We start from the raw sequence: 26,171 nt of genomic DNA on the forward strand, positions 1-26,171 counted from the left end.
ACTAAATCCCCGGCTGCGCGCCGGGGATGGGGCCTGACGTTCCGGTCTTTTATCGCAGCGTCTGCAACTGCTCCTCTACGTACAGATAACCGATCCCCATCAGCTGCTGGGCGCGGGTTAGCTTGCCAAAACCGATTTGGGTGGCATGTGCTCGCGGAGTATCACCGTGGTCAAACGGATTAAAGCCAGTTTGTTTGACGATACTTTCCAGCCACTGTTCGCCAAAGGCGCAGCTGCGACCGTATAGCCAGATCTGATTAATATTCAATACGTTCAAAAAATTATACAGGCTTAAGCCAATGGCGTTGGCTGCGTTATCAACCCATGCGCGAATTTGCATGTCTCCCTGTTCCCAGGCGTCAATGAGTGATGCTGTGGTTAATTGCTCGGGAGAAAGCTGTGCTTCAGGTTGAGTTTTGAGCCACATTCGCGCCTGTTTTTTCAACGCGCTGAGGGAGGCTACAGTTTCAAGACAGCCATATCTCCCGCAGTCGCAGGCTTTGCCGTCAGGATTCACAATCGTGTGTCCAATCTGCCCGCTGCCGTAGAGGCTGCCTCGATAGATCTGATCGTTAATTACAAACGATGATCCAATACCGTAATCGACGTTGATCACGCAAAAATCCGGTTGTAGGCCCTGATGCTGCCATTTCTCCGCCAGCGCCAGCATCACGCAGTCATTATCTACCCGTACCTGCACGCCGAGCTGTTCTTCCAGCAGATACTTTATTTCAATCGGTGTTTTCCAGCGTGCCTGGGGCATGGTTTGTGAAACGCCGGTTATCGGATCAACCTGACCATGGACGCCAAGCGCGAGATTAATGCTGTGCTGCGGATACTTGCGGTGGATGTTCCGCCAGCATTCGACGACTGCCTCAAGCAGGGCCTGCGGCGTAGGTGCGTCGATCGGCAAATGCTGGTGGCCGTCAACCGCCAGCAAGCGGGCGTCGGCAAGCTGATACTCAATACTGGTCGGCGTGATATTCATGCAGAGCGTCCAGGCCCCATGCGCGGGGATCTGGTAGCTTCCGCTGTTCACGCCTCGTTTACTCATTTTTTCCGTTGAATGGCTAATCAGCCCATCGCTAATTAGCTCTTCAAGAATATTGCTCACTGCTGGAATAGAGAGCCCGGTGAGCAGGGAAAACTGTGATTTACTGAGCTGCTTCTCTCGCCAGAGATGGGACAGAAAAATAGATTTATTGGCTTGCCTGACCCGAGCGTTATTTAAACCGGTACGCTGCATACACTTAACTCCCTTAACTATATTGCGTGAGCATTGCGTATTTTAGCAGCTAAATGACGCTATAAACTCATCTCATAGTGAATTTTACCTTACTTTGTTTAGTGGAGGCGTCATGTACGGTTCGGTTAAGGTCTGGCAGGAGATAATTACATTACCTACGTGGACAACGGGGGCGGAGGATCCGAACCCTATGTTTCTGGAAAAACGTGTTTATCAAGGCTCTTCCGGCAACGTCTATCCCTATGGCGTGATTGATACGCTGACCGGCGAACGTGAAATGCGTGATTATCAGGCAATATGGATGGAGAATGATTTCATTCGTATCATGCTGTTACCGGAGCTTGGCGGCCGTATTCATCGGGCGTATGACAAGGTCAAACAGCGTGATTTCGTTTATTACAATGAAGTCGTGAAGCCCGCCCTGGTGGGGCTCCTTGGGCCCTGGATCTCCGGCGGTATCGAGTTCAACTGGCCGCAGCATCACCGCCCGACGACCTTTATGCCGGTTGATTTTTCGATCCAGCATGGGGAAGACGGCGTACAGACCGTATGGATGGGGGAAGCTGAACCCATGCGCGGTTTGCAGGTCATGACCGGGTTCACTCTCTATCCTGACCGTGCGCTGATTGAAATCACCGGTAAGGTCTTTAACGGTAACGCGACGCCGCGTCATTTTCTGTGGTGGGCCAACCCGGCGGTAAAAGGTGGCGATGCCCATCAGAGCGTTTTTCCACCCGATGTCACCGCCGTATTCGATCACGGTAAACGTGATGTTTCCGCTTTCCCCATTGCCACCGGTACCTACTACAAAGTGGACTATTCTGCGGGCGTCGATATCTCCCGTTATAAGAACGTTCCGGTGCCCACTTCGTATATGGCGGAGAAATCGGACTACGACTTTGTTGGTGCTTATCACCATGATGAGCGCGGTGGGTTACTGCATGTTGCCGATCACCACGTCTCGCCGGGTAAAAAACAGTGGAGCTGGGGCTATGGTGATTTTGGCCAGGCCTGGGATCGAAATCTGACCGATGAAAATGGCCCTTACATCGAGCTGATGACCGGCGTATTCACTGATAACCAGCCTGACTTTACCTGGCTTGCGCCTTATGAAGAGAAGGTTTTTGTCCAAAACTTCCTTCCCTACAGCGAGTTAGGGATGGTGCAAAATGCCAATACGCAGCTGGCGCTAAAGCTGACTCGCGAGTCTGAGCAGTTGCAGATTGGCGTTTATGCCATTGCTCCGCTGGAAAATATCATTGTTGAACTTAGTGCTGAAAACCAGCCGCTGTATGAAGTTCAGCTGACGTTGAAGCCTGGCGAGAGCTGGCAGCATACGCTGCCGGAAAATGGTGCTCGGCGTTTAACCATAAAGGTGAAAAGCGCAGAGAACAAACTGCTACTGGATTATCAGGAACATATTGCTCAGCAGACGCCGTTGCCCGAGCCGGCTTCAGCGCCAGCAATGCCGGAAGAGCTCCGTAATGGCGATGAACTCTATTTTATCGGCCAGCATCTTGAACAATACAACCACGCAAGCCGCTATGCCGCTGACTACTATCGTCGGGCGATAGCCCTTGACCCGCAAGACTATCGCAACAACGTCGCTTTGGGTTCCCTGGCGTTTAATAGTGCAGACTGGACATTGGCGGAGCAATGTTCCCGTGCCGCGCTACTTCGTGCCCATCGTCTGAATAAAAATCCGCGCGATGGCGAAGCCAGTATGCTACTTGCCAGCGCGCTGGAAAGGCAGGGCGATGAAGCTGGCGCATGGGATCACTATTACAAAGCTACCTGGAGCGGTAACTGCCGTGACGCCGCCTGGTGGTCGTTGGCGCGGCTGGCGATGAAGCGTGGCGATACGGTCGACGCGCTGGAAAAAGTTAACACCAGCCTGCAATTCAACGCCAGCAATCATCTGGCTATGGGGCTGAAAGCGCTGGCGCTAGCGAAATCTGGGCAGGCTAAAGAGTCGCAGGATTATATTTTGGCTTGCCTTGAACAATACCCATTGAGCTATCCGCTGCACTGCGCGCGCTGGATGATTGATCCCAGCGACGAAGCGCGAGAGAACCTGCTGCGGGCAACGGGGCGCAGAGGGATTAACGGCAGCCTGCTGGCGGGCTGGCTGCTCTCTATCGGACAGAAGCAGGTGGCGAAAGAGGTCCTTGAGATTCTTGATTGCCAGGAAGCGCTGCCGATGCTGTGGCGCGCCTCGTTAAGTGATGAGGTGAATAAACGGCAACAGTTTATTGTCGAGGCCGAACGCTGCCATACGCGAAAAGTTCGTTTCCCCAACACACTTGATGAAGTCCAGATGCTGCAAACCCTGAGAGACAGCGCTTTCGCTCGCTATTTGCTCGGTTGTTTCTGGTACAGCAAACGTCGTTATGAAGACGCGGTAAGCTGCTGGCGCGAGACGCTGGAAAAATCTCCCGACTATGCGCCCGCTCATCGTCTACTGGGGGTTTACGTATGGAACAAACAACATGATGCGGCGCAAGCGCTGGCTTATCTGCAGCGAGCCGTAGAGCTTGAACCCGAAAACCCGCGGTTCCTCTTTGAGCTGGATTTTCTGAAAAAATTACTGGGTACGCCGGTAAATCAACGTCTGGAGATGCTGGCAGCGCGCAAAGCGGTGGTACTGAAGCGGGACGACCTTACCGCTGAGCTGTTGAGTCTGTGGAACGCTGCCGGACATTATGCCGATGCTGCCTCTATTCTCAGCTCGCGCGTATTTCACCCCTGGGAAGGGGGGGAAGGGAAAATTACCGGCCAATATTTGCTTAATCAGTTGCATCGGGTTTTGCAGTTTATCGAGCGCAAGGCGTTCCCGCAGGCCACGCAATGTCTGAAAGATGCATTGCGCTATCCCGATAACCTGGGGGAGGGGAGACTGCCGGGGCAGACTGACAACGACATTTGGTATTTGCTGGGCTATTGCGCGGAACAGTCTGGGGATGCGCAGCAGGCAGCGAAATATTACCAGCTTGCCCAACAAGGGGGCTCAACGCTGGATGCCGGGCGTTACTACAACGATCAGCCCGCTGATTACCTTTTCTGGCAGGGTATCGCGTTACGTAAGAGCGGTAACCCGGCGCAGGCCGAGCAGCACTTCCAGAGTTTTATCACCTGGGCCGGGCAGCATCGGAATGACGTTCCGCAAGCCGATTTCTTTGCCGTCTCTCTGCCGGATCTTGTGGTTCTTGATGTCGCAGCGCAGCCGCAACATCAGCAGCACTGCTTGTTTATTGAAGCGCTGGGCTATTTGGGGCTGGGTAACTTATCTGCCAGCCAACAGGCGATGCAGCAGCTTCTGCAAATGAACCCGGCTCATGATAAGGCGCATCTGATTCACCATGCTCTGCAAAGTGGCATTTTTTCCTGAACCTCAAATGGGCGGGTTTGACCCGCCTGAACCCTACTGTTCCCTGCGTTTCCCTTATAGAGGAATCCTTATGAATAACGCGCAGACACATCTGAAAATGGGCTACGTCTGGACTATCTGTCTGGTCGCCGCCTGCGGTGGTTTATTGTTTGGCTATGACTGGGTCGTGATTGGCGGCGCTAAGCCATTTTATGAAGCCTGGTTTTCAATTACTGACCCGGCGCAGTCCGGTTGGGCAATGAGTTCGGCTTTGGTTGGCTGTGTTTTTGGGGCGTTAATATCAGGATGGTGTGCCGATAAATTAGGGCGCAAGCTGCCATTGATTCTTTCCGCCGTGCTGTTCAGCGCTTCGGCGTGGGGGACGGCGGTTGCCAGTAATTTTGATATGTTTGTGGTTTATCGTATTGTCGGCGGCATCGGTATTGGTCTGGCATCTGCTCTTAGCCCGCTTTACATTGCCGAAGTTAGCCCGGCAGAAAAAAGAGGGCGCTTTGTTGCGGTAAACCAGCTCACTATCGTGATTGGCGTGCTGGCCGCTCAGCTTATCAACTTGATGATTGCTGAGCCAGTCGCAACGGGCGCGACGCAGCAGATGATTGTGGAAACCTGGAACGGGCAGACGGGCTGGCGCTGGATGTTCGGTGCAGAACTGGTTCCGGCGCTAGCGTTTTTGGTACTGATGTTTTTTGTTCCCGAGTCGCCGCGCTGGCTGATGAAAGTGGGTAAACATGATCGTGCTCGTGCTGCTCTGGAGCGTATTGGCTCTGCTGATTATGCCGATAAGATATTGCATGAAATAGCGCATACGCTGGAAAAAGATAACAGTAAAGTTTCCTACAGAGCGCTGCTGGCTCCGCAGGTTAAACCGATCGTTATCATTGGTATGGTTCTGGCTGTATTCCAGCAGTGGTGCGGAATTAACGTCATCTTTAACTACGCGCAGGAGATTTTTGCCTCGGCAGGTTTCGATATTAACAGCACGTTGAAATCGATCGTCGCGACCGGGGTAGTAAACCTGGTATTTACGATTGCTGCATTGCCGCTGGTGGATAAAATTGGTCGTCGTAAGTTAATGCTGCTTGGTGCCTCAGGGTTGACAGTCATCTATGTATTGATTGCCGGAGCCTATGCTATGGGTATCATGGGCTGGCCGGTACTGTTCCTGGTGCTGGCGGCGATTGCTATTTACGCCTTGACCCTGGCGCCGGTGACTTGGGTGCTGCTGGCGGAAATTTTCCCTAACCGCGTGCGCGGACTGGCAATGTCTTTAGGCACCCTGGCGCTGTGGATTGCCTGTTTCTTGTTAACCTACACCTTCCCGCTGCTCAATGCCGGGCTAGGCGCAGCGGGCAGCTTCCTGCTGTATGGCGTCATTTGCGCTGCCGGATACCTTTATATTCTGCGTAACGTGCCGGAAACAAAAGGTATTACCCTTGAAGCGCTGGAGGAGCAACTGGCGCAACGTCATTCGGGAAGCCAAGCGATGAAACAGGAGCCGACGCGCTAATGGCGGAAGAGTTAATTATGGAAAACGCGCATCTGCGGATGCGCGTCTCCCCCCTGGGCGGAAAAGTGCAAAGTTTGTTCTCGCGACAATACCAGGCTTCGGTGCTGTATGAGAACCCTGCTGGCGGCATGTTTCCCATGCTGCCGCTAGCTAATCGCGTCGCCGGAAACCGTTTTATTTTTCAGGGGCGCGAGATTCTCTTGCCTCATCACCATGCTGACGCGCATTTTTTTCTTCATGGTGACGGTTGGTTACAACGTTGGGATATCATTGAGCGAGACGGCGACTATTGCGTACTACAACTGCGTCGGCAGCATGCCTGCGGCTTCGATTACCAGGCGCAGATCCGCTACCAGCTGCTGCGCAACCAGCTAGTTGCCTCGCTGATGTTGACCCATTGTGGTGAGAAACCGATGCCCTATGGCTGCGGTTTTCATCCCTTTTTTGCCTTTGACAGGCAGAATACGGCGCAGTTTCAGGCTAGCGGTTACTGGCCTGAAGGAAAGATGCATCTTCCGCTCGACTGGCAAGGCTTCCTACCTGGTTATGCTGATTTCAGCTTGGCGCAATATGGTGAAGAGCGCTGGCTTAACGTCGGTTATTCCGGCTGGAGCGGGCGGGCTAAGGTGGTTGGTGATGTGATGAGTGTCACAATTCTTTCGCAAACTCCGTGGTTGATGCTGTTCAGAATGCAGGGTGAACCATTTCTTTGCCTCGAACCCCAAAGTCATCCGGTGAACGCTCATAACATGGACGGGCAGCCGGGGCTGCGGGTTTTAGGCATGGGAGATTCGCTGGATTTTTCGCTGAAAATAAGCGTTCAGGGCCGTGAATAGCGCCATATTTGAGGGGAGGGCATCTTGCACCTTCCCCGCTTTATCGCCAGACTATCGCCTCCATTCGGGAGGGAATCATGGTCTTGCACTCCACGCGCTGGCTGGCGCTTAGTTACTTCACCTACTTTTTTAGCTACGGTATCTTTCTACCTTTCTGGAGCGTCTGGCTCTCCGGGCTTGGCCTGACGCCGGAAACGATCGGCATGCTGCTCGGCGCCGGGCTGGTGGCGCGTTTTCTTGGCAGTCTGCTGATAGCGCCGCGGGTCAGCGACCCGTCCCGACTCATCTCTTCTTTGCGTATTCTGGCCCTGCTGACGCTGCTCTTCGCCCTCGCATTTTGGGTTGGTAACCAGGTTGCCTGGCTGATGGTGATTATCGTCGGCTTTAACCTCTTTTTCTCACCGCTGGTACCGTTGACCGACGCGCTGGCGAATACCTGGCAAAAGCAGATAACGATGGACTACGGGCGCGTGCGTCTGTGGGGGTCGATAGCCTTTGTCATTGGCTCCGCGCTCACTGGTAAGCTGGTCAGCCTGTATGACTACCGGATGATTCTGGTCATGCTGAGCATCGGTATCGCCTCCATGCTGCTCGGTATGTTGCTGAAGCCATCGGTGATGCCGCAGGGGGAATCCCGCCAGCAGGAGGTCGCAGGGCTATCTGCCTGGCTCACGCTGGTTCGGCAAAGCTGGCGTTTCCTCGCCTGCGTCTGTTTGCTGCAGGGAGCGCACGCCGCCTACTATGGCTTTAGCGCTATCTACTGGCAGGAGGCGGGCTATTCTGCCTCAGCCGTTGGCTATTTGTGGTCGCTGGGCGTAGTGGCGGAAGTGGTGATTTTCGCGCTGAGCAAAAAAGTCTTCCGCCGCTTCAGCGCGCGCGATCTGCTGCTGCTCTCCGCCGTATGCGGGGTGATTCGCTGGACGTTAATGGGCTGGACCACGGCGCTACCGTGGCTGATCGTCGCGCAGATCCTCCACTGCGGCACCTTTACGGTTTGTCACCTGGCGGCGATGCGCTATATCGCCGCTCGTCAGGGCAGCGAAGTGATCCGCCTGCAGGCGGTCTACTCCGCCGTGGCGATGGGGGGGAGTATTGCGGTGATGACGGTATTCGCTGGTTTCCTTTATCAGCATCTGCACCAGGGCGTCTTCTGGGTCATGGCGCTGGTGGCTTTACCGGCGCTGGTGCTGCGACCAAAAGCGGTTTCTTAGCCCTCCAGCATTTTGCAAATTTGCTGCCGCTGGTGATCGCTGAACGTCTCTTCAGCATGAAACAGCGGCGGTGAAAACAGCGGCAGCGCCGTGGTGTACGGGGTGATAATCAGCGTGACGCCCTTCGGCGCGCCTTCTTTCTGAAAAGTCCGCACGCTCAAATACTTAATATTGAGCGGTAGCAGGGTTAACTCGCGCAGCTGCTGCTCCAGCGACTGCTCAAGGTCTGAATTATCATCGGTAAGCAGAACTACCTGCTTCTCCTGTAAATCGCTTTTTTGCATTAACCACGCGCCGAAAATCACCGCGATTAACCCCACTTCCTCCTGGCTAAAACGCACCAGCCAGTCGCTTTCAAACTCTTCCAGCGCCGCCTGAGTTGTGCGCATTAAGCGCGGATAAAGTCGGCAAATCTCCTCCGGCAGCGCGTTATCGATACCAATAGCGAATACGCTGCGGTGTAACGCCTGCGAGAGATGAATATAGAGCTGATCGCTAAGCCCCTGCTCATCGCTAAACGACCGGCCCGCCAGATTCTGGAAGCGGTGAATTAACCCTGAAATCGCCAGATGCAGACGCCGGTCCTGCTGATGACCGTCGCGGATGGGGTCGGGCGTTTTCAACAGCATAAATAGCAGGGCCAGAAATAGCGGCTCCCCTGCATGAGGCGTTGCCGCTACCCGACGCTGCCAATGGCGGACAATCTCCTCCGCGAGAGAGAACTCGGCGGCGGATTGCGCCCAACGCTGTTGTTCATGAGTAAAAAAGGGGCTTTGTCCAAGATGGTGTTGCAGCAAACAATACTGTAAATAGAGACGCAGAAAATGCACGTCGCGGCAGTCAAACTGTCGGTTCAGCGCTCGCGCACAGCGGTTGACTAGCGCATGAAGGTTGGTGTCATCATACAGCGTACGAGCGATACCCTGCTGTTTAAGCTGCGTTTTTAATGCCGGGGTAAAATGATGGCTGACAAAATGTGGGCATAAGCGTAGCCCGCGGCGCAGGCCGTGCAGCAGGCATAAACGTTGATCGAGCGCGGCGCCTTCCATCCGATAGCTGCCGTCCGCCTGTGACGCAAGGGTCAGGCGGTGATAACGCTGAATTTCGCGTCCTGTCTCCGCGATGTCTTGCCTGGCGGTATCCTCATCAACCTGAGTGAGGTTACCCAGCCACTCGGGCGTCACGGATTGCCCGGGCAGATAAAACATCAGGAGCACCTGGCTACGGCGCTGTGGACTGGAAAGCACAGATGGTGGTTCAATCACTGTCATCATCCGGTTAGTTCCAGTTAGGGTTTTGGTTAAGAATAGTTAATGTATTAAGGGTGAACAGGTCACTCCCGCGTCTTTACATCAGGATTGCTGGTGAGGTTCACAGAATTTTTCACGTGAGGAACAGATGAAGAGAGTGAAACAATGCGTCAGCGCGGTGTTTTTCATGTTTTTATCGCTATCTGCGGCGGCGCATCCGCACAGTTTCATCAGTTTGCAAACGGAGGCCGTGGCGGAAAATGGTCAGCTGAGCGGTTTTAAAATGCGCTGGACGATGGATGAAATTACCTCCGCCGACCTGCTCTATGATGCGGGTAACGCCAAACCCGGTAGCGAAATCTGGAAAAAACTGGCGGCGGAAGTGATGGCGAACGTGCTGGGTCAGCACTATTTCAGCGAGCTGTGGCATAACGGCCAGCGGGTAAAATTTGATAACCGGCCTGATGGCTATGGCCTTGAGCGTAGTGGTCATCAGGCGGTACTCACCTTTACCCTGCCGCTGGCGAAGCCGCAACCTCTGGCCGGGCAAACCTTCACCTTTTCCACCTACGATCCGACCTATTATGTTGATATGTATTATGACAAAGACGCTGACTTCGCCCTGCCAGCGGCGATGAAAGCGAACTGCATGGCAAAAGTGATGACGCCGAAACCCAACGAAAAAATGCTGTCCTATGCGCAGTCGCTGGATAAAGCGGATGCGCCGCCGGAGGATATGGAACTGGGTAACTATTTCGCGCAAAAGGTCACGCTGCAATGTCACTAATTTTTGCCCAAACCGGCCGTTCGTCGCGCTGGCGTCAGCTATGGCCGTTGGCTTTATTTTTGCTGTTGGCAGCGGGGGGCGCTTTCTGGTTATGGCGCTCCTGGCCGCAGGTGCTGTTGCAAAGCGCCGTCTGGCAGCGAGCGCTGAACATTGAACTGAGCCGTCTCCTGCAGGCGGTGGCGGACAATCCCTCCGCTGCGGGGCTATCGCTGCTGGGGTTTAGCTTCGCCTATGGCGTTCTGCATGCCCTGGGGCCGGGACACGGCAAGGTAGTGATTACGACCTGGCTGGCGACTCACCCTTCAAAGCTGAAATCGAGCATTGGACTAACCCTGGCAGCCTCGTTGTTACAGGGGCTGGTGGCGATTGTTTTAGTGTTGGTGGTGCTCTCCCTGCTACGGCTCCCTGCAAGGCAGCTACATCTAAGCAGCTTCTGGCTGGAGAAGGGGAGCTATCTGCTGGTTGGCGCGTTGGGCCTTTTGCTGTGCTGGCGGGCGCTGAAAAAACTGCGGACGTTGCTGCGGCGGCCGAAATTTACCGCCTTTACCCCGCACCATGTTCACGATGCTAACTGCGGCTGTGGGCATCAACATATGCCGGGGCCGGAGCAGTTGCAAAGCGGCGACGACTGGCGTGCTCGGTTGGTGATTGTACTGTCGATGGGGATGCGGCCCTGCTCCGGGGCCATTATGGTGCTGTTGTTCAGTAAGGTCATCGGCGTATTTAGCTGGGGGATGGCGGCAGCGCTGGCGATGGCGGCGGGAACATCGTTGACGATCAGCGGGCTCGCGCTACTGGTTCACGGCTTCCGCCAACTGGCGGTCAGACTGAGCGCGAATCGGGCCCCGGCGCTGTGGAAGCAGGTCGGCTGGGCAACGCTGGCGCTGGCGGGGGGCGCGATTTTGCTGGCGGCGGCGGTGGTGATGTGGAGTAGCGCCGTACCGGCCGGAGGGGGATTAAGGCCGTTTTAATATCCTTTGGACGGGCTGAAATCCTAAAATGTCGGCGACTGATTGTGGCTCGGCCGTCGATGTTTTAGCGTTCAGCTTTGCAATCAGGTCGTGACAAGGAGTCATAATGACCGTTAATCAATCGGCAAACGCTGGATATTCGCTTGGGTTTTCCGCCATTGCCGGGCTGCTGGTCGGCTTGTCTATCGTCTACTTTTGGCCTGAGCTGGCAAGCTGGTGGCCCGCTGAACTCCCCCGCATACATAGTGCTCTGTATCATCTTATCGGGCTGGGACAATCGAGTGTAGAGAGCATACCATTCGCTGTTTACGGCCAGTTGCTGATTGCCGGTTTCGTGCTGGCTTTTTTGCACCCGGGGCACAGTAAGATGCCGATTGTCGCCTGGATGCTGCATAACCAGCCGTCGCGCAGACATTTTTTTAGCTGGATAGTACGCAGTTGGATCCTGCAATGCGGCTTCTTCATCATTATTTTCTGGCGCATCGGGTTTATGCGCGATCTTCCAGTCGATATGCTGCTGCGTTTTGTCTCAATTTTCAATTATATCTGCTATTTCGCCACGCTTGTGCTGGGACTGACGCTGGCTCGCGATGCCTGGCGACTGGTGAAAACGCCTGAAATTCCGGTGAGCAATCTCCAGATACCGCTTATTTTCGCCTTAGGATTTTATTTGCCATCCCAGGTAGTCTGGCTGTTGCTCAGCGCATCTGAATATGACCATGTGTTGCTGGGATGGCTACTGTTTGTACCGGTAATTGTTGGGGTTTTATTGTCCAGGCTGGCCACCGGCGGTATTGCTTGCCTGATTCGCCACATGGTGGGAGACACGTGGGGGCTGAAATGGCGCGCGCATTTCGCCTTGTTTAACGGCGTGGCGATATTGTGTATGGCGATAAATACCGCCGTGCGGATTGTATCATCCTTACTTAATTCTTAGCATCCTGCAGCGCATTTTGCATAAAGCTCGCGACCGCATCCCGGTAGCGATCGCCGTGGCGTTCGGAGAGTGCATCAATATGTTCGCCATCAGGAATAAGGATTTCCTGTTTTGGCTGACCGGCCAGTTGGTAGAGCTTTTCGCTGTGCTGCCACGGGATAACGTGATCCGCTTTACCATGAATAATCAGCAGAGGGATAGGGCTGATAGAGGCGATATTACGGTCTGCGCTATAGCGATCATCGAGCAAAAAGCCGCTGCCGGGGATCATTTTATTAGCGATGGCGGAATAGGATGAAAAGGTTGAATCGAGAATAACGGCGCGTATGCCCGATTGATTCGCCGAGCGTTCGTTGACGCAATCTATGCAGCTTCCGATGGCGGCAAGGATATTATTGCCTCCCAGACTTTGCCCCAGCAGCACCAGGCGCTGCGGGTTCACGTCGCTGCGCCTGCGCACATAGTCGATAGCGCTTTTCGTATCGTCATACAGGCCCTGTTGCGAAGGCGTGCCTTGAGATTTGCCAAATCCGCGATAGTCGAACATGAAAAGGTTGTAATTGCGTTCCGGCAGCCAGCCGACCAGCGGTCAGTGTGCTGACATATTCCCTGCATTACCGTGGACATGTATCACCGTTGCGACCGCATTATCTGTAGGGCCGGTGGCCGATGGAATAAATCAGCCGTGCAGGCGCGTACCATCTTTCGCGGTGAACGTAACGGATTCGGCGGACCAGGGAGCCTGTCCATAGACTTTATTATCCGGATAGTAAAAAGCATTGATGGCGACGCGAGGCAGTAAATAAACGCACACTACCACGATAAACAGGATAAAAAGGTATTTGGTGCCGTGCTTGCCGCCGGGAAAAGCCATAACGATTTCCTTACCGCTGACCGCCGCGTGGGAAAGCCGCAGTTCAATCCGTTGATAAAAGAGGAACAATCGTGTGAGAGGGGGAGGCGAAAGTAAAGCGTCTGGGATCAATTTCAGAAAAGGACAGGGAAAATAACGGGTAAGCGCAGGCCTACCCGTTGAGTAGAATTAACGCTTCAGCGCTTCGCTCAGCTGCTCGCGCATATTTGCCAGCATAGATTTTACGACGCGCGGGTTGCCTGCAACGATGTTGCCGGTCAGCAGATAGTTATGGCCGCCGGTAAAGTCGCAGACAATCGCGCCTGCTTCACGGGCGATCAGCTCGCCAGCGGCAAAATCCCACGGTTTCAGGGCAATTTCAAAATAGCCGTCAACGCGCCCAGCGGCAACGTAGGCCAGGTCCAGGGCAGCAGAACCGGTGCGGCGGAAATCCGCGCATTCGGTGAACATGTTGCCGAGGATATTCATATAAGCGGTGGCGTGCTGCTTCGCTTTGAACGGGAAACCGGTGGCAATGATGGTGCCATCCAGGTCGCGAGCGCTGCTGCCGCGCAGACGGTAGCCGTTCAACTGTGCGCCCTGGCCGCGAGTCGCGGTGAACAGTTCGTTACGCATTGGATCGTAAACCACGGCCACTTCAGTACGGCCTTTAATGCGTACGGCAATGGATACGGAGAAGTGCGGAAGACGTTTTACGAAGTTGGTGGTGCCATCCAGCGGATCGATAACCCATTGAACATCCTGATCTTCACCAGCGTGTTCACCGCTTTCTTCGGTGATGATGGTGTGCTGCGGGTAAGATTTGCGAATGGTTTCGATAATAATCGCTTCGGCGGCTTTATCGACGTTGGTCACGAAATCATTGCTGCCTTTCTGGCTGGTTTCTACGGAATCAGGGGTTTCGTAGTGCTTGGCAATTAAATTACCCGCCTTGCGCGCTGCGCGCACGGCGATGTTCAGCATCGGATGCATCGGTATCTCTCACTGGATGTTAAAGAACGGGAAAAAACGGCGCATATAATAACAGTGAAATCTGCTTATGTCTCCGTTTTATGATAGCATGCATGAATAATCTTTAGCCGAAGAACCATAATGCTGCAAAATATTCGAATCGTACTGGTAGAAACCTCACACACCGGCAATATGGGCTCCGTCGCCCGCGCAATGAAAACCATGGGGTTAACCAACCTCTGGCTGGTCAACCCGCTGGTTAAACCTGATTCTCAGGCCATCGCCCTGGCGGCCGGCGCCAGCGACGTGATCGGCAGCGCAAACATCGTCGATACCCTTGATGAAGCGCTGGCGGGCTGTAGCCTGGTGGTTGGTACCAGCGCCCGCTCCCGTACGCTGCCGTGGCCGATGCTTGACCCGCGTGAATGTGGTCTGAAAAGCGTCGCTGAAGCGCAGCACGCGCCTGTCGCACTGGTATTTGGTCGCGAACGCGTTGGCTTAACGAATGATGAACTGCAAAAATGTCATTATCACGTGGCGATTGCGGCGAACCCGGAGTACAGCTCGCTGAACCTGGCGATGGCGGTGCAGGTTATTTCCTATGAAGTACGCATGGCCTGGCTGGCGGCGCAGGAACAAAACGAGCCTGTCGTTGAGCATGAAGAAAGCCCGTATCCGCTGGTGGATGATTTAGAGCGTTTCTATGGCCACCTTGAGCAGACGCTGCTGGCAACGGGTTTTATCCGTGCAAACCATCCCGGGCAGGTGATGAACAAGCTGCGCCGTCTGTTTACGCGTGCTCGTCCGGAAAGCCAGGAGCTCAATATCCTGCGCGGGATGCTGGCGTCGATTGAGCAGCAGCAAAAGAATAAAGAGTGATCTCCCTCCCTCTCGCTGTGGGAGAGGGCATCAGGCCGCGCTGAGGTAAAACGGCACGGAAAGCCAAATACCTGACTAAAACAGTCAAGTAAATAGTTGACCAATTTACTCGGGAATGTCAGACTTGCCCTTGCTATGCAATACCCATATTAATAAAAAGCCCGGGCAGGGGCGAGTTTGAGGTTAAGTAAGACATGAGACTGACATCTAAAGGGCGTTATGCCGTGACCGCGATGCTGGACGTTGCGCTCAACTCTGAATCGGGTCCGGTTCCGTTGGCTGATATTTCAGAGCGTCAGGGAATTTCGCTCTCCTATCTGGAACAGCTGTTCTCTCGCCTGCGCAAAAATGGTCTGGTTTCCAGCGTACGTGGCCCAGGCGGCGGTTACCTGTTAGGTAAAGAAGCGGGTAGCATCGCCGTTGGCGAAGTTATCAGCGCAGTAGACGAATCCGTTGACGCCACCCGTTGTCAGGGGAAAGGCGGCTGCCAGGGCGGCGATAAGTGCCTCACTCACGCGCTGTGGCGCGATCTGAGCGAGCGATTGACCGGTTTTCTGAATAACATCACGCTGGGTGAACTGGTGAATAACCAGGAAATCCTTGATGTCTCCGGTCGTCAGCATAGTCATGAATCCCAGCGTAATACCCGTGCTCAGGACGCTATTGACGTTAAACTGCGCGCGTAGTTCTCGTTCTGTTTCACCTTGCAGCTATCCGGCTGCAAGCTGAAACGAGCTGAGTCAAAAAGATAAAAAAGATTTTCGAATCAGGCCGGGATGCTCCGACATCCTGTGTACTCGGTCGTACATCCAGCCGGTTGCCTGATTCCTTGCATTGAAGCGATGTACGGAGTTTATAGAGCAATGAAATTACCGATCTATCTCGATTACTCCGCAACCACGCCGGTGGACCCGCGTGTTGCCGAGAAAATGATGCAGTTCCTGACCCTGGACGGGACCTTTGGTAACCCGGCCTCTCGTTCACACCGTTTTGGCTGGCAGGCTGAAGAGGCGGTAGATATCGCCCGTAATCAAATTGCCGAGCTGGTCGGTGCTGACCCGCGCGAAATCGTCTTTACTTCCGGCGCGACTGAATCCGACAACCTGGCGATTAAAGGTGCAGCCAACTTTTATCAGAAAAAAGGCAAGCACATCATCACCAGCAAAACCGAGCACAAAGCCGTGCTGGATACCTGCCGTCAGCTCGAGCGTGAAGGATTTGAAGTCACCTACCTCGCCCCGCAGCGTAACGGCATTATCGATCTGAAAGAACTGGAAGCCGCGATGCGTGATGACACCATCCTTGTTTCCATTATGCACGTGAATAACGAAATTGGCGTGGTGCAGGATATCGCTACCATCGGCGAAATGTGCCGCGCTCGCGGTATCATTTACCACGTTGACGCCACCCAGAGCGTGGGCAAACTGCCTATCGATCTGAGCCAGCTGAAAGTTGACCTGATGTCCTTCTCCGGTCACAAAATTTACGGCCCGAAAGGTATCGGCGCGCTGTACGTGCGTCGTAAACCGCGTATCCGTATCGAAGCGCAGATGCATGGCGGCGGTCACGAGCGCGGCATGCGTTCCGGTACTCTGCCTGTCCACCAGATCGTCGGTATGGGTGAAGCTTACCGTATCGCGAAAGAAGAGATGGAAACCGAAATGGCCCGTCTTCGCGGCCTGCGTAACCGTCTGTGGGAAGGCGTGAAGGATATGGAAGAGGTTTACCTGAACGGTGACCTCGAGCAGGGCGCGCCGAACATTCTCAACGTCAGCTTTAACTACGTTGAAGGCGAGTCGCTGATTATGGCGCTGAAAGACCTGGCGGTTTCCTCCGGTTCAGCCTGTACTTCCGCAAGCCTCGAACCATCCTACGTGCTGCGCGCGCTGGGGATGACCGACGAGCTGGCGCATAGCTCTATTCGTTTCTCTTTAGGTCGTTTCACTACCGAAGAAGAGATTGACTACACCATCAACCTGGTTCGCAACTCCATTGGTCGTCTGCGCGAGCTTTCTCCGCTGTGGGAAATGTTCAAGCAGGGCGTGGATCTGAACAGTATTGAATGGTCACATCACTAATTCGGCACCAATAAGGAGAATTCATCATGGCTTACAGCGAAAAAGTTATCGATCATTACGAGAATCCGCGCAACGTCGGCTCTTTCGACAATAGCGACGAAAACGTCGGCAGCGGCATGGTTGGCGCACCGGCGTGCGGCGACGTGATGAAGTTGCAGATTAAAGTCAACAATGAAGGTATCATTGAAGACGCGCGTTTCAAGACTTACGGCTGCGGTTCTGCCATTGCCTCCAGCTCTCTGGTGACCGAATGGGTGAAAGGGAAATCGCTGGACGAAGCACAGGCAATTAAAAACACCGATATTGCAGACGAACTTGAGCTGCCGCCGGTGAAAATTCACTGCTCTATCCTGGCGGAAGACGCGATTAAAGCCGCGATTGCGGACTACAAAAGCAAACGTGAAGCAAAATAATTAAGAGTTGAGGTTTGTTATGTCGATTACTTTAAGCGACAGTGCAGCAGCGCGAGTCAACACCTTCTTGGCCAACCGCGGTAAAGGGTTTGGCCTGCGTCTGGGGGTGAGAACTTCCGGCTGTTCAGGTATGGCTTATGTACTGGAGTTTGTTGACGAGCCGGCGGCAGAAGACACCGTGTTTGAAGACAAAGGCGTGAAGGTCGTGATCGACGGCAAAAGCTTACAGTTCCTCGACGGTACGCAGCTGGATTTCGTCAAAGAAGGTCTTAACGAAGGGTTTAAGTTCACCAACCCGAACGTGAAAGACGAATGCGGCTGCGGCGAAAGCTTTAACGTGTAATTGCCATGTAATCTAAACCCCACTGCCGGACGACCGTAAGTGGGGTTTGCTTTATCTCGTTAACCCTGAGGTTGCTATGGACTATTTTACCCTCTTCGGGTTACCGGCCAGCTATTCCCTTTCGTTAGAACCCCTGGCTGCCCGGTACCAGGAGCTACAGCGCCAGTATCACCCCGATAAATTCGCCAGCGGTAGCGCGGCCGAACAGCTTGCCGCGGTGCAGCAGTCCGCGACCATCAATCAGGCATGGCAAACCCTTCGCCACCCGTTGACCCGCGCCGAATATCTCCTTTCGCTTCACGGTTTTGATCTCGCCAGCGAGCAGCACACCGTGCGTGATACCGCGTTCCTCATGGAACAGCTGGAACTACGCGAAGAACTCGATGAGATAGGCAAAGCAAAAGATGAAGCGCGCCTGGAAAGTTTTATCATGCGGGTAAAAGCGCAATTCGATACCCGGCATCAGCTTATGGTTGAACAACTGAATAACGAGACGTGGGAGGCGGCGGCGGATACTGTACGCAAGCTGCGTTTTCTCGATAAACTGCGAAGCAGTGCGGAACAACTCGAAGAAAAACTGCTCGATTTTTAATTTTCGGAAGCAATTATGGCCTTATTACAAATTAGTGAGCCTGGCTTGAGCGCCGCGCCGCACCAGCGACGTCTGGCGGCCGGTATCGACCTGGGCACCACCAATTCACTGGTTGCTACCGTGCGTAGCGGTCAGGCCGAAACTCTGCCCGACCATCAAGGGCGCTATCTGCTGCCGTCAGTGGTTAACTATCAGGCTTCAGGTTTGACGGTTGGCTATGACGCGCGACAGAATGCGGCACTGGATCCGGTCAACACCATCAGCTCCGTTAAACGCATGATGGGACGCTCTCTGGCCGATATCGAGGCTCGGTATCCGCATCTGCCGTATCAACTGCAGGCCAGTGAAAACGGCCTGCCGATGATTCAGACCGCTGGTGGTCTACTCAACCCGATTCGCGTCTCTGCTGACATTCTGAAAGCGCTGGCCGAACGCGCCACCGAGGCGCTGGCAGGCGAACTCGACGGTGTAGTCATTACCGTTCCGGCCTACTTCGACGACGCTCAGCGTCAGGGGACTAAAGACGCGGCGCGTCTGGCGGGTCTGCACGTGCTCCGCTTGTTGAACGAACCCACCGCGGCAGCGATTGCCTACGGCCTGGATTCCGGCCAGGAAGGGGTGATTGCGGTTTACGATCTCGGCGGTGGTACCTTTGATATCTCCGTGCTGCGTTTAAGCCGCGGCGTGTTTGAAGTGCTGGCGACCGGCGGCGATTCCGCGCTCGGTGGGGATGATTTCGACCATCTGCTGGCCGATTATCTGCGCGAGCAGGCTGGGCTGAGCGATCGTAGCGACAACCGCCTGCAGCGGGAGCTGCTCGATGCGGCCATTGCGGCGAAAATCGCCCTAAGCGATGCTGATGTGGCGCGGGTGGACGTCGGCGGCTGGCAGGGGGAAATCACCCGTAGCCAGTTTAATGACCTGATCGCGCCGCTGGTGAAACGCACGCTGCTGGCCTGCCGTCGCGCCTTGAAAGATGCGGGTGTTGAGGCGCAAGAGGTGCTGGAAGTGGTGATGGTCGGCGGTTCCACCCGCGTACCGCTGGTTCGCGAGCGCGTTGGCGAGTTCTTTGGCCGTACGCCGCTGACCTCTATCGACCCGGATAAAGTCGTCGCCATCGGCGCGGCAATTCAGGCGGATATCCTGGTCGGCAATAAGCCGGACAGCGAACTGCTGCTGCTTGATGTGATCCCACTCTCCCTGGGGCTGGAAACCATGGGAGGTCTGGTGGAGAAGGTTATTCCGCGCAACACCACCATTCCGGTCGCGCGTGCGCAGGAGTTCACCACCTTTAAAGATGGCCAGACGGCGATGTCAATCCACGTTATGCAGGGCGAGCGCGAGCTGGTGCAGGACTGCCGTTCCCTGGCGCGCTTTGCGCTGCGCGGTATTCCGGCACTACCGGCGGGCGGGGCGCATATTCGCGTGACCTTCCAGGTGGATGCTGACGGCCTGCTGAGCGTGACGGCAATGGAGAAATCGACCGGCGTCGAGGCCTCTATTCAGGTGAAACCGTCCTACGGTCTGACCGATGGCGAAATCGCCAGCATGATTAAAGATTCGATGAGCTACGCCGAGCAGGACGTTCAGGCGCGGATGCTGGCTGAGCAAAAAGTCGAAGCCGCACGCGTTCTGGAAAGTCTGGTGAGTGCGCTGGCCGCCGACGCCGCGCTGTTAAGCGCCGCAGAGCGTCAGGCTATCGATGACGCCGCGGAGCAAGTACGCGCCGCAGCGGCAGGCGATGATGCCGATGCAATCAAAGAAGCGATTAAAAATATCGACACACAAACCCAGGAATTTGCCGCACGTCGTATGGATCAATCGGTCCGTATCGCGCTGAAAGGCCAATCCGTGGACGAGGTTTAAAATGCCAAAAATTGTTTTTCTGCCCCACCAGGACCTGTGTCCGGATGGCGTAGTTGTGGAAGCTGAGATCGGTGAGACTATCCTTGATGCTGCCTTGCGTAGCGGTATTGAGATTGAACACGCCTGCGAAAAATCCTGTGCCTGTACCACCTGCCACTGCATCGTGCGCGAAGGCTTTGACTCGCTGGCGGAAAGTACCGAAGATGAAGATGACATGCTGGATAAGGCCTGGGGGCTGGAGCCCGACAGCCGTCTGAGCTGCCAGGCGCGGGTGACTGACGAAGATTTAGTCGTCGAAATTCCGCGTTACACCATCAACCACGCACGCGAGCATTAATATGGCACTGAAATGGACCGATAGCCGTGAAATCGGCGAAGCGCTTTACGACGCTTTCCCGGATCTCGACCCGAAAACCGTTCGCTTCACCGATCTGCATCAGTGGATTTGCGACCTGGAAGAGTTTGATGACGATCCAAACGCATCCAATGAAAAAATTCTTGAGGCGATTCTGCTAGTCTGGTTAGACGAAGCCGAATAATTTTCGCGTCATGATTTACCCGGTGGTTTTAAGCCGAATGAATCAACGAGCTAAAGAACTTTACGGGCTGCCATACGGCGGCCCGTTTGCTAAGAAGGATAATGATAATGACCGAAGCTATGAAAATTACGCTGACCGCTCAGCCAGCCGATGCGCGCTGGGGAGAAAAGGCGTCTTACAGCATCAATAACGACGGCATCGCCCTGCATCTGAACGGCAAAGACGACCTGGGTTTGATTCAGCGCGCGGCGCGTAAAATTGACGGTATGGGCATCAAACATGTCGCGCTTGACGGCGAGGGCTGGGATACCGACCGCGCATGGGCGTTCTGGGCGGGTTATAAAGGTCCGAAAGGCAGCCGCAAAGTTGAATGGCCGACTCTCGACGATGCGCAGAAAAGCGAACTGGATAACCGCCTGACCATTATTGACTGGGTGCGCGACACCATCAACGCCCCGGCGGAAGAGCTGGGGCCGGAACAGCTGGCGCAGCGCGCGGTTGACCTGCTGTGCAGCGTCGCCTGTGACAACGTTTCTTATCGCATCACCAAAGGCGAAGACCTGCGCGAGCAGAACTATCTCGGTCTGCATACCGTCGGTCGTGGCTCCGAGCGCCCGCCGGTCCTGCTGGCGCTGGACTATAACCCAACCGGCGATAAAGCCGCTCCGGTTTACGCCTGCCTGGTGGGTAAAGGCATCACTTTTGATTCCGGTGGTTACAGCATCAAGCAAAGCGCCTTTATGGATTCGATGAAGTCCGATATGGGCGGCGCCGCGACGGTGACCGGTGCGCTGGCGTTTGCTATCACTCGCGGCCTGAACAAACGCGTGAAGCTGTATCTGTGCTGCGCTGATAACCTGATTAGCGGTAACGCCTTCAAGCTTGGCGATATTATTCACTATCGCAACGGCAAAACCGTCGAAATTATGAATACCGATGCTGAAGGTCGTCTGGTGCTGGCGGATGGTCTGATTGACGCTTCTGCGCAGAAACCTGAGCTGATTATCGATGCCGCTACCCTGACCGGTGCCGCGAAAACCGCGCTGGGCAATGATTATCATGCGCTGTTCAGCTTTGATGACAACCTGGCAAATCGTCTGCTGGCGAGCGCACAGGCTGAGAACGAAGCCTTCTGGCGTCTGCCGCTGGCCGAGTTCCACCGTGGACAGCTGCCGTCGAACTTTGCTGAGCTGAACAACACCGGCAGCGCGGCCTATCCCGCGGGTGCCAGCACCGCAGCGGGCTTTCTGTCCCACTTCGTGGAGAATTACCATGAAGGCTGGCTGCATATCGACTGCTCTGCGACCTACCGCAAATCTGCGGTTGAGCAGTGGTCGGCGGGCGCGACCGGCCTCGGCGTGCGCACCATTGCGAATTTGCTGACTGCGGAATAACCTTTTCCCCTCACCTTACTCTTTTCCCTGGGTGAGGGGGTATTACCGTTCTGGAACCACTATGTCCGAAACTAAAAATGAGCTAGAAACTCTGCTGGAAAAGGCGGCGACTGAGCCAGGCCATCGTCCGGCGTTTTTCCGTACTTTGCTGGAAGCCACCGTTTGGGTTCCGGGAGCCGCCGCACAGGGCGAGCAGGTTGTTGAAGATAGCGTACTGGATTTGCAGCACTGGGAAAAAGATGACGGCACCTCGGTGATTCCTTTTTTTACTTCTCTGGAAGCGCTGCAGCAGGCCGTTGAAGACGAGCAGTCTTTCGTGGTGATGCCGGTGCGTACGCTGTTTGCCATGACCCTCGGCGAGACGCTGTACCTCAATGCCAAACTGCCGACCGGCAAAGAGTTTGCGCCGCGTGAGATTAGCCACCTGCTGTGCGAAGAGGGCAGCCCGCTTAGCACCCAGACCGTGCTGGAAGGCGGAGAGTCGTTGCTGCTGTCTGAGGTTGCCGAGCCGCCCGCACAGATGGTGGATTCACTGACCACGCTGTTTAAGACCCTGAAAATGGTGAAACGCGCGTTTTTATGCTCTATCAAAGACAGCGCCGATGCGCCAGCTAACCTGCTGATTGGTATTGAAGCGGAAGGCGACATCGAGGAGATCATTCAGGCCACCGGCAGCGTAGCGACCGACACGCTTGTGGGCGATGAGCCGATTGATATCTGCCAGGTGGTGGAGGGCGAAAAGGGCATCAGCCACTTTATGATTGCCCACATCACGCCGTTCTATGAAAAGCGCTGGGGCAGCTTCCTGCGCGACTTTAAGCAGAATCGTATTATCTGAACTGCACGGGGCTTGCGCCCCGTTTTCGAACCAACAGCGCTAATTCTTCATATAGGGAGCCATGCTCTCAACCATATATTGCGATGCGCCATCGCCTTGTGCCGCCGAGCGTTTATACAGTTCGTAAGCTTTTTGATAATCAGGTTTCATGCCCTTACCTTTTTCATACATAAAGGCCAGCGCGCGGATAGCAACGGTATAATCCTGATCTGCTGCCTTTTCGTACCAGAATTTCGCTTTAACATAATCGATATGTTTATCGCCACCATCATCATAAGAAGCGGCTAACTCGTATTGCTCACCGGCGTCCACAGGATTAGCGAGATCTGGCGCAGGGGCCAGGGCGCGTTTTGCTTCCGGGGTTTGCAGCGCGCTCTGGCAGGTGGGATCGTTTTGGATTTCTTCCACTCCCCGTAGAGCTTTCGATGTCGCGGATTTTTGATACAACTTGATTGCCTGCAGGCAGTCTTTATCGACCCCTGTACCGGTGTGGTACATACTAGCCAGCTTGTCTTCGGCAGAGTCATAACCTTGGGTGGCAGCCTTTTTAAGCCAGTTTAAAGCATTCTGATTATCGTTTTTGTTAAGATATCGCAAGGCAAGGATGTATTGTGATTTCGGATAATTATGCCGCGCCGATTTTTCAATCCAGCGTTCTGATTCCTGAGCATCTTTTGCAACGCCAATACCTTCGGCGTAAAACCCGGAGATTTCATATTCTAATTGCGCATTTCCTTCCTGGTAATGCGACATAATAAAACTGAACGCTTCCTTCGCTTCCGGTCCGTCATATTTCAGATTGTCACCGCTGGTGCTGATAATCGCACGATAGCGCCAGGCTAAATCATTTAAAGCATCAATATCACCCTGACGGGCCTTCTCTTTGAGTGGTTCAATTTTTGTTTTAAAAAGTGTTTCATAATCACTGGCATAACAGTGGGTGGTGCTAAATATACTGAGCGCAGAAAAAAGGGATGCGCAGATTAAACTGGGCATTTTTAAATATTTCATATAATTTCCTTATAATAAAATCCATTGTTTAAATACAAAGAAGGCTGCCATTAATGGCAGCCTTCTATTGGGAAACTGTCTGAACGGAACGACTAATTATCTACTGCGCCGGTTCAATCGGCAAATCCGTTCGCGCACCCCATTCGCTCCATGAGCCGTCATACAGACTAACGCCGTTAACGCCCAGCGTGGTGAGCGCCAGGACGACTACCGATGCCGTCACGCCGGAGCCGCAGCTGGCAATAATCGGTCGCTCAAAATCAACGCCCTGACGAGCGAAAATCTCGTTCAGCTCATCAACGGTTTTCAGTTCGCCGTTAATTACCAGCTCGGTCCATGGCACGTTTAGCGCGCCGGGAATATGCCCGCTGCGCAGGCCCGGACGCGGTTCGGCAACCAGACCATTAAAGCGTGCCGCCGGACGGGCATCGACGATCTGCGCCGATCCTTCATGGCTTACCAGCAGTACATCGGTCAGGCGTTTGATCACCAATGGATCGAAACGACCGTCAAAATCACCTTCCGGCAGTTCAGGAAGACCTTGCTCCAGCGGCAGCTCATCGCGACGCCAGCCTTCGAGACCTCCGGCAAGAATCGACACCTTTTCCACGCCGAAAGTACGCAGCATCCACCAGGCACGAGGTGCGGAGAAGAGATTGCCTTCATCGTACACCACCAGATGCTTATCGCTGTTAACCCCAAGCTCGCGCATGGCAACGGCAAATGCCTCCGCGCGCGGCATCATATGCGGCAGCGGGCTGGTATGGTCAGAAAGGGCTTCGATATCGAAAAAGACGGCGCCAGGAACGTGGCCTGCCAGATATTCAGCGTTGATATCGCGATCGTCCTGCCCTGGCGGGGCCATCCGCGCATCGATAATTTGGATTTCCGGGTCATCAATATGTTCCGCCAGCCAGTCGGCAGCGACAAAAAACGAGGTAGACATGAGTGCCTCCGTGTCATCAACAATAGAGTGATTGTTGTTGTTTTTCGCGCTATCGACAAGGCATTTTCAAGAGGATACGGCGGGAATGTGATATTCCCCCGAACGGCGTCGGGGGAACGACCTGTTAAAACTGATTTTGCTGGAGATAGCGCCAGGCGTACTGTGCATACAGCTCGGCGCCGCTTTTCATCACCTGCTCATCGATATTAAAGCAGCCGTGATGGTGCGCGTAATCGCTACCTTTCTCTTTGTTACCTGAGCCGAGCAGCGCGAAGGCACCGGGGATATTCTCCATATAAAAACTGAAATCTTCCCCGCCGGTGGTCGGTTTCTCGTTGAAAAGGACTTCATCGCCAAACGCATCGCGGATAACCGACTGCGCCAGCAGCGCGCTGCGCTCCTCGTTGATCACCGGCAGCGTACCGTAGCAGTAGTCAACCTGAGCGCTCGCGCCGTAGACTGCGGCGGTATGCTCTGCATAGCGGGTAATCGCCGCCTCCAGACGTTGACGCGCTTCAATGCTGAAGCAGCGCACGGTGCCATCAAGAACGGCGTTCTCAGCGATGACGTTAAAGCGCGTGCCGACGTCCATTCTGCCGATGGTCACCACGGCGGATTCCAGCGGCGAGGTTTCACGCGCCACGATGGCCTGGAGATTCATCACAAAAGCAGAAGCGACAACGGCGGCATCGACGCAAGCTTCCGGCATCGAACCATGGCCGCCGCGGCCGCGAAACGTGATTTTCAGCAAATCCGCTGAAGCAAAGGATGAGCCGACGTTGCAAGATATTTTGCCGGACGGCGTACCCGACCAGATATGCATCCCAAAAACGTTATCCACGTTGTCGATGGCTCCCTGCTTAATCATCGCTTTGGCCCCTTCAGCAATCTCTTCCGCAGGCTGAAAAATCAAGCGTACGTTGCCCGCCAGCTGCTCGCGGATTTCATATAACGCGTGGGCGGCGGTCAGCAGCATAGCGGTATGGGAATCATGGCCGCAGGCGTGCATTTTTCCCGTCGTTTGCGATTTGTAGTCGAGCTGGTCGTTGAGCTCCAGCACCGGCAAGGCGTCCATATCAGCGCGCAGGGCCACGGTTTTACCCGGCTGACCACCGATGATATCGGCGATAATGCCTGTCGGATGGGTACGGCGGTATGGAATGCCGATGGCTTCCAGTTCGGCGGCGACGCGGTCGGTAGTGCGCTTCTCCTCCCACGGTAGCTCCGGATGGGCGTGCAGGTCGCGACGAAAAGCGATCATCGCCGGTTCTTCTCTGGCGATAATCTCGGTAATGGCAGGGTTAATCATTAATG

The 26,171-nt window shown here is 54.6% G+C and carries 24 protein-coding genes and 1 pseudogene; 18 read left to right on the forward strand and 7 right to left on the reverse strand.

Going from position 1 to position 26,171, the window contains the following annotated elements; translation table 11 throughout:
• Nucleotides 1-49: 49 nt before the first annotated feature.
• Nucleotides 50-1,246 carry an ROK family protein gene (locus FN082_RS15315; RefSeq protein ID WP_142464134.1) on the reverse strand — a complete coding sequence of 399 codons (1,197 nt, stop codon included), beginning with the start codon at nucleotides 1,244-1,246 and terminating at the stop codon, nucleotides 50-52.
• 112 nt (nucleotides 1,247-1,358) lie between these two features.
• Here FN082_RS15315 and FN082_RS15320 point away from each other — a divergent pair, with 112 nt between their 5' ends.
• The 4 genes from FN082_RS15320 (at nucleotide 1,359) to FN082_RS15335 (ending at nucleotide 8,188) form a co-directional block, all read left to right on the forward strand.
• Nucleotides 1,359-4,634 carry a DUF5107 domain-containing protein gene (locus FN082_RS15320; protein ID WP_142981878.1) on the forward strand — a complete coding sequence of 1,092 codons (3,276 nt, stop codon included), beginning with the start codon at nucleotides 1,359-1,361 and terminating at the stop codon, nucleotides 4,632-4,634.
• Nucleotides 4,635-4,704: 70 nt separating this feature from the next.
• The gene (locus tag FN082_RS15325; RefSeq protein ID WP_142466165.1) at nucleotides 4,705-6,141 is read left to right on the forward strand and encodes a sugar porter family MFS transporter; all 1,437 of its coding nucleotides are present in this window, start codon (nucleotides 4,705-4,707) and stop codon (nucleotides 6,139-6,141) included.
• The gene (locus FN082_RS15330) at nucleotides 6,141-6,977 is read left to right on the forward strand and encodes an aldose 1-epimerase (RefSeq protein ID WP_142981879.1); all 837 of its coding nucleotides are present in this window, start codon (nucleotides 6,141-6,143) and stop codon (nucleotides 6,975-6,977) included. The genes FN082_RS15325 and FN082_RS15330 overlap by 1 nt, the downstream gene beginning before the upstream one ends.
• 77 nt (nucleotides 6,978-7,054) lie before the next feature.
• Nucleotides 7,055-8,188: a 3-phenylpropionate MFS transporter gene (locus FN082_RS15335; protein ID WP_142981880.1), complete on the forward strand. Its 1,134-nt coding sequence runs from the start codon at nucleotides 7,055-7,057 to the stop codon at nucleotides 8,186-8,188.
• Here the strand turns inward: FN082_RS15335 and csiE are convergent.
• Nucleotides 8,185-9,462, reverse strand: coding sequence for a stationary phase inducible protein CsiE (gene csiE, locus FN082_RS15340; RefSeq protein WP_142981881.1), 1,278 nt, complete (start codon nucleotides 9,460-9,462; stop codon nucleotides 8,185-8,187). The two genes, FN082_RS15335 and csiE, sit on opposite strands and share 4 nt — an antisense overlap.
• 124 nt (nucleotides 9,463-9,586) lie before the next feature.
• Between csiE and FN082_RS15345 the strand changes: the two genes are divergently transcribed.
• From FN082_RS15345 to FN082_RS15355, 3 genes are all read left to right on the forward strand, one after another.
• Nucleotides 9,587-10,225 (forward strand): DUF1007 family protein, encoded by a 639-nt coding sequence (locus FN082_RS15345; RefSeq protein ID WP_142981882.1) that lies wholly within the window; start codon nucleotides 9,587-9,589, stop codon nucleotides 10,223-10,225.
• Nucleotides 10,216-11,196, forward strand: a complete 981-nt coding sequence (locus FN082_RS15350) for a nickel/cobalt transporter (protein WP_142464140.1) — start codon at nucleotides 10,216-10,218, stop codon at nucleotides 11,194-11,196. Before FN082_RS15345 ends, FN082_RS15350 begins: the two co-directional genes overlap by 10 nt.
• A 106-nt stretch (nucleotides 11,197-11,302) precedes the next feature.
• Nucleotides 11,303-12,133 carry a hypothetical protein gene (locus FN082_RS15355; protein WP_142981883.1) on the forward strand — a complete coding sequence of 277 codons (831 nt, stop codon included), beginning with the start codon at nucleotides 11,303-11,305 and terminating at the stop codon, nucleotides 12,131-12,133.
• On the opposite strand, the pseudogene FN082_RS15360 reads toward FN082_RS15355, so the two are convergent.
• Both FN082_RS15360 and suhB read right to left on the reverse strand, forming a co-directional pair.
• Nucleotides 12,123-13,007 (reverse strand): annotated as a pseudogene (locus FN082_RS15360) (alpha/beta hydrolase). The gene FN082_RS15355 and the pseudogene FN082_RS15360 overlap by 11 nt on opposite strands.
• Before the next feature lie 168 nt (nucleotides 13,008-13,175).
• A complete protein-coding gene (gene suhB, locus FN082_RS15365) occupies nucleotides 13,176-13,979 on the reverse strand; it encodes an inositol-1-monophosphatase (protein WP_142464143.1) in 804 nt (267 codons plus the stop codon).
• Between the two features lie 120 nt (nucleotides 13,980-14,099).
• On the opposite strand from suhB, the gene trmJ reads away from it, so the two are divergent.
• The 11 genes from trmJ (at nucleotide 14,100) to sseB (ending at nucleotide 22,900) form a co-directional block, all read left to right on the forward strand.
• The gene (gene trmJ / locus FN082_RS15370; protein WP_139536790.1) at nucleotides 14,100-14,837 is read left to right on the forward strand and encodes a tRNA (cytosine(32)/uridine(32)-2'-O)-methyltransferase TrmJ; all 738 of its coding nucleotides are present in this window, start codon (nucleotides 14,100-14,102) and stop codon (nucleotides 14,835-14,837) included.
• A gap of 194 nt (nucleotides 14,838-15,031) precedes the next feature.
• On the forward strand, nucleotides 15,032-15,523 hold the full coding sequence (gene iscR, locus FN082_RS15375; protein ID WP_139536789.1) for a Fe-S cluster assembly transcriptional regulator IscR: 492 nt from the start codon (nucleotides 15,032-15,034) through the stop codon (nucleotides 15,521-15,523).
• Between the two features lie 177 nt (nucleotides 15,524-15,700).
• A complete protein-coding gene (iscS, locus tag FN082_RS15380) occupies nucleotides 15,701-16,915 on the forward strand; it encodes a cysteine desulfurase (RefSeq protein WP_142466172.1) in 1,215 nt (404 codons plus the stop codon).
• 26 nt (nucleotides 16,916-16,941) lie between these two features.
• Nucleotides 16,942-17,328: a Fe-S cluster assembly scaffold IscU gene (iscU, locus tag FN082_RS15385; protein ID WP_002913991.1), complete on the forward strand. Its 387-nt coding sequence runs from the start codon at nucleotides 16,942-16,944 to the stop codon at nucleotides 17,326-17,328.
• A 19-nt stretch (nucleotides 17,329-17,347) separates the two neighbouring features.
• On the forward strand, nucleotides 17,348-17,671 hold the full coding sequence (gene iscA / locus FN082_RS15390) for an iron-sulfur cluster assembly protein IscA (RefSeq protein WP_004104506.1): 324 nt from the start codon (nucleotides 17,348-17,350) through the stop codon (nucleotides 17,669-17,671).
• A 76-nt stretch (nucleotides 17,672-17,747) separates the two neighbouring features.
• Nucleotides 17,748-18,263, forward strand: a complete 516-nt coding sequence (hscB, locus tag FN082_RS15395; RefSeq protein WP_139536787.1) for a co-chaperone HscB — start codon at nucleotides 17,748-17,750, stop codon at nucleotides 18,261-18,263.
• Nucleotides 18,264-18,278: 15 nt separating this feature from the next.
• Nucleotides 18,279-20,129, forward strand: a complete 1,851-nt coding sequence (hscA, locus tag FN082_RS15400; RefSeq protein ID WP_142466173.1) for a Fe-S protein assembly chaperone HscA — start codon at nucleotides 18,279-18,281, stop codon at nucleotides 20,127-20,129.
• Between the two features lies 1 nt (nucleotide 20,130).
• Entirely contained in the window at nucleotides 20,131-20,466 is a 336-nt protein-coding gene (gene fdx / locus FN082_RS15405; RefSeq protein ID WP_139536785.1) for an ISC system 2Fe-2S type ferredoxin, read from the forward strand.
• Nucleotide 20,467: 1 nt separating this feature from the next.
• Nucleotides 20,468-20,668 carry a Fe-S cluster assembly protein IscX gene (gene iscX, locus FN082_RS15410; RefSeq protein ID WP_139536784.1) on the forward strand — a complete coding sequence of 67 codons (201 nt, stop codon included), beginning with the start codon at nucleotides 20,468-20,470 and terminating at the stop codon, nucleotides 20,666-20,668.
• A gap of 107 nt (nucleotides 20,669-20,775) precedes the next feature.
• Nucleotides 20,776-22,062 (forward strand): aminopeptidase PepB, encoded by a 1,287-nt coding sequence (gene pepB, locus FN082_RS15415; RefSeq protein ID WP_139536783.1) that lies wholly within the window; start codon nucleotides 20,776-20,778, stop codon nucleotides 22,060-22,062.
• 61 nt (nucleotides 22,063-22,123) lie between these two features.
• Nucleotides 22,124-22,900, forward strand: coding sequence for an enhanced serine sensitivity protein SseB (gene sseB, locus FN082_RS15420; protein WP_142981884.1), 777 nt, complete (start codon nucleotides 22,124-22,126; stop codon nucleotides 22,898-22,900).
• 39 nt (nucleotides 22,901-22,939) lie between these two features.
• Here the strand turns inward: sseB and FN082_RS15425 are convergent, their stop codons facing one another.
• The 3 genes from FN082_RS15425 to FN082_RS15435 form a co-directional block, all read right to left on the reverse strand.
• Entirely contained in the window at nucleotides 22,940-23,911 is a 972-nt protein-coding gene (locus tag FN082_RS15425; RefSeq protein ID WP_142464147.1) for a tetratricopeptide repeat protein, read from the reverse strand.
• A 100-nt stretch (nucleotides 23,912-24,011) separates the two neighbouring features.
• Nucleotides 24,012-24,857: a 3-mercaptopyruvate sulfurtransferase gene (sseA, locus tag FN082_RS15430; protein WP_142466176.1), complete on the reverse strand. Its 846-nt coding sequence runs from the start codon at nucleotides 24,855-24,857 to the stop codon at nucleotides 24,012-24,014.
• Between the two features lie 124 nt (nucleotides 24,858-24,981).
• Nucleotides 24,982-26,166, reverse strand: coding sequence for an amidohydrolase (locus tag FN082_RS15435; RefSeq protein WP_142981885.1), 1,185 nt, complete (start codon nucleotides 26,164-26,166; stop codon nucleotides 24,982-24,984).
• Nucleotides 26,167-26,171 lie beyond the last annotated feature (5 nt).

It is taken from the genome of Klebsiella spallanzanii (assembly GCF_902158555.1).
GTDB lineage: Bacteria > Pseudomonadota > Gammaproteobacteria > Enterobacterales > Enterobacteriaceae > Klebsiella > Klebsiella spallanzanii.

Coding starts and splice junctions, on each gene's coding strand:
- FN082_RS15335 (WP_142981880.1), top strand. CDS start 7,055: ATGGTCTTGCACTCCACGCGCTGGCTGGCGCTTAGTTACTTCACCTAC.
- hscB (WP_139536787.1), top strand. CDS start 17,748: ATGGACTATTTTACCCTCTTCGGGTTACCGGCCAGCTATTCCCTTTCG.
- sseB (WP_142981884.1), top strand. CDS start 22,124: ATGTCCGAAACTAAAAATGAGCTAGAAACTCTGCTGGAAAAGGCGGCG.
- suhB (WP_142464143.1), bottom strand. CDS start 13,979: ATGCATCCGATGCTGAACATCGCCGTGCGCGCAGCGCGCAAGGCGGGT.
- FN082_RS15325 (WP_142466165.1), top strand. CDS start 4,705: ATGAATAACGCGCAGACACATCTGAAAATGGGCTACGTCTGGACTATC.
- FN082_RS15435 (WP_142981885.1), bottom strand. CDS start 26,166: ATGATTAACCCTGCCATTACCGAGATTATCGCCAGAGAAGAACCGGCG.
- iscS (WP_142466172.1), top strand. CDS start 15,701: ATGAAATTACCGATCTATCTCGATTACTCCGCAACCACGCCGGTGGAC.
- trmJ (WP_139536790.1), top strand. CDS start 14,100: ATGCTGCAAAATATTCGAATCGTACTGGTAGAAACCTCACACACCGGC.
- FN082_RS15345 (WP_142981882.1), top strand. CDS start 9,587: ATGAAGAGAGTGAAACAATGCGTCAGCGCGGTGTTTTTCATGTTTTTA.
- FN082_RS15425 (WP_142464147.1), bottom strand. CDS start 23,911: ATGAAATATTTAAAAATGCCCAGTTTAATCTGCGCATCCCTTTTTTCT.
- hscA (WP_142466173.1), top strand. CDS start 18,279: ATGGCCTTATTACAAATTAGTGAGCCTGGCTTGAGCGCCGCGCCGCAC.
- FN082_RS15320 (WP_142981878.1), top strand. CDS start 1,359: ATGTACGGTTCGGTTAAGGTCTGGCAGGAGATAATTACATTACCTACG.
- iscX (WP_139536784.1), top strand. CDS start 20,468: ATGGCACTGAAATGGACCGATAGCCGTGAAATCGGCGAAGCGCTTTAC.
- FN082_RS15350 (WP_142464140.1), top strand. CDS start 10,216: ATGTCACTAATTTTTGCCCAAACCGGCCGTTCGTCGCGCTGGCGTCAG.
- FN082_RS15330 (WP_142981879.1), top strand. CDS start 6,141: ATGGCGGAAGAGTTAATTATGGAAAACGCGCATCTGCGGATGCGCGTC.
- iscU (WP_002913991.1), top strand. CDS start 16,942: ATGGCTTACAGCGAAAAAGTTATCGATCATTACGAGAATCCGCGCAAC.
- iscR (WP_139536789.1), top strand. CDS start 15,032: ATGAGACTGACATCTAAAGGGCGTTATGCCGTGACCGCGATGCTGGAC.
- sseA (WP_142466176.1), bottom strand. CDS start 24,857: ATGTCTACCTCGTTTTTTGTCGCTGCCGACTGGCTGGCGGAACATATT.
- fdx (WP_139536785.1), top strand. CDS start 20,131: ATGCCAAAAATTGTTTTTCTGCCCCACCAGGACCTGTGTCCGGATGGC.
- iscA (WP_004104506.1), top strand. CDS start 17,348: ATGTCGATTACTTTAAGCGACAGTGCAGCAGCGCGAGTCAACACCTTC.
- FN082_RS15355 (WP_142981883.1), top strand. CDS start 11,303: ATGACCGTTAATCAATCGGCAAACGCTGGATATTCGCTTGGGTTTTCC.
- pepB (WP_139536783.1), top strand. CDS start 20,776: ATGACCGAAGCTATGAAAATTACGCTGACCGCTCAGCCAGCCGATGCG.
- FN082_RS15315 (WP_142464134.1), bottom strand. CDS start 1,246: ATGCAGCGTACCGGTTTAAATAACGCTCGGGTCAGGCAAGCCAATAAA.
- csiE (WP_142981881.1), bottom strand. CDS start 9,462: ATGATGACAGTGATTGAACCACCATCTGTGCTTTCCAGTCCACAGCGC.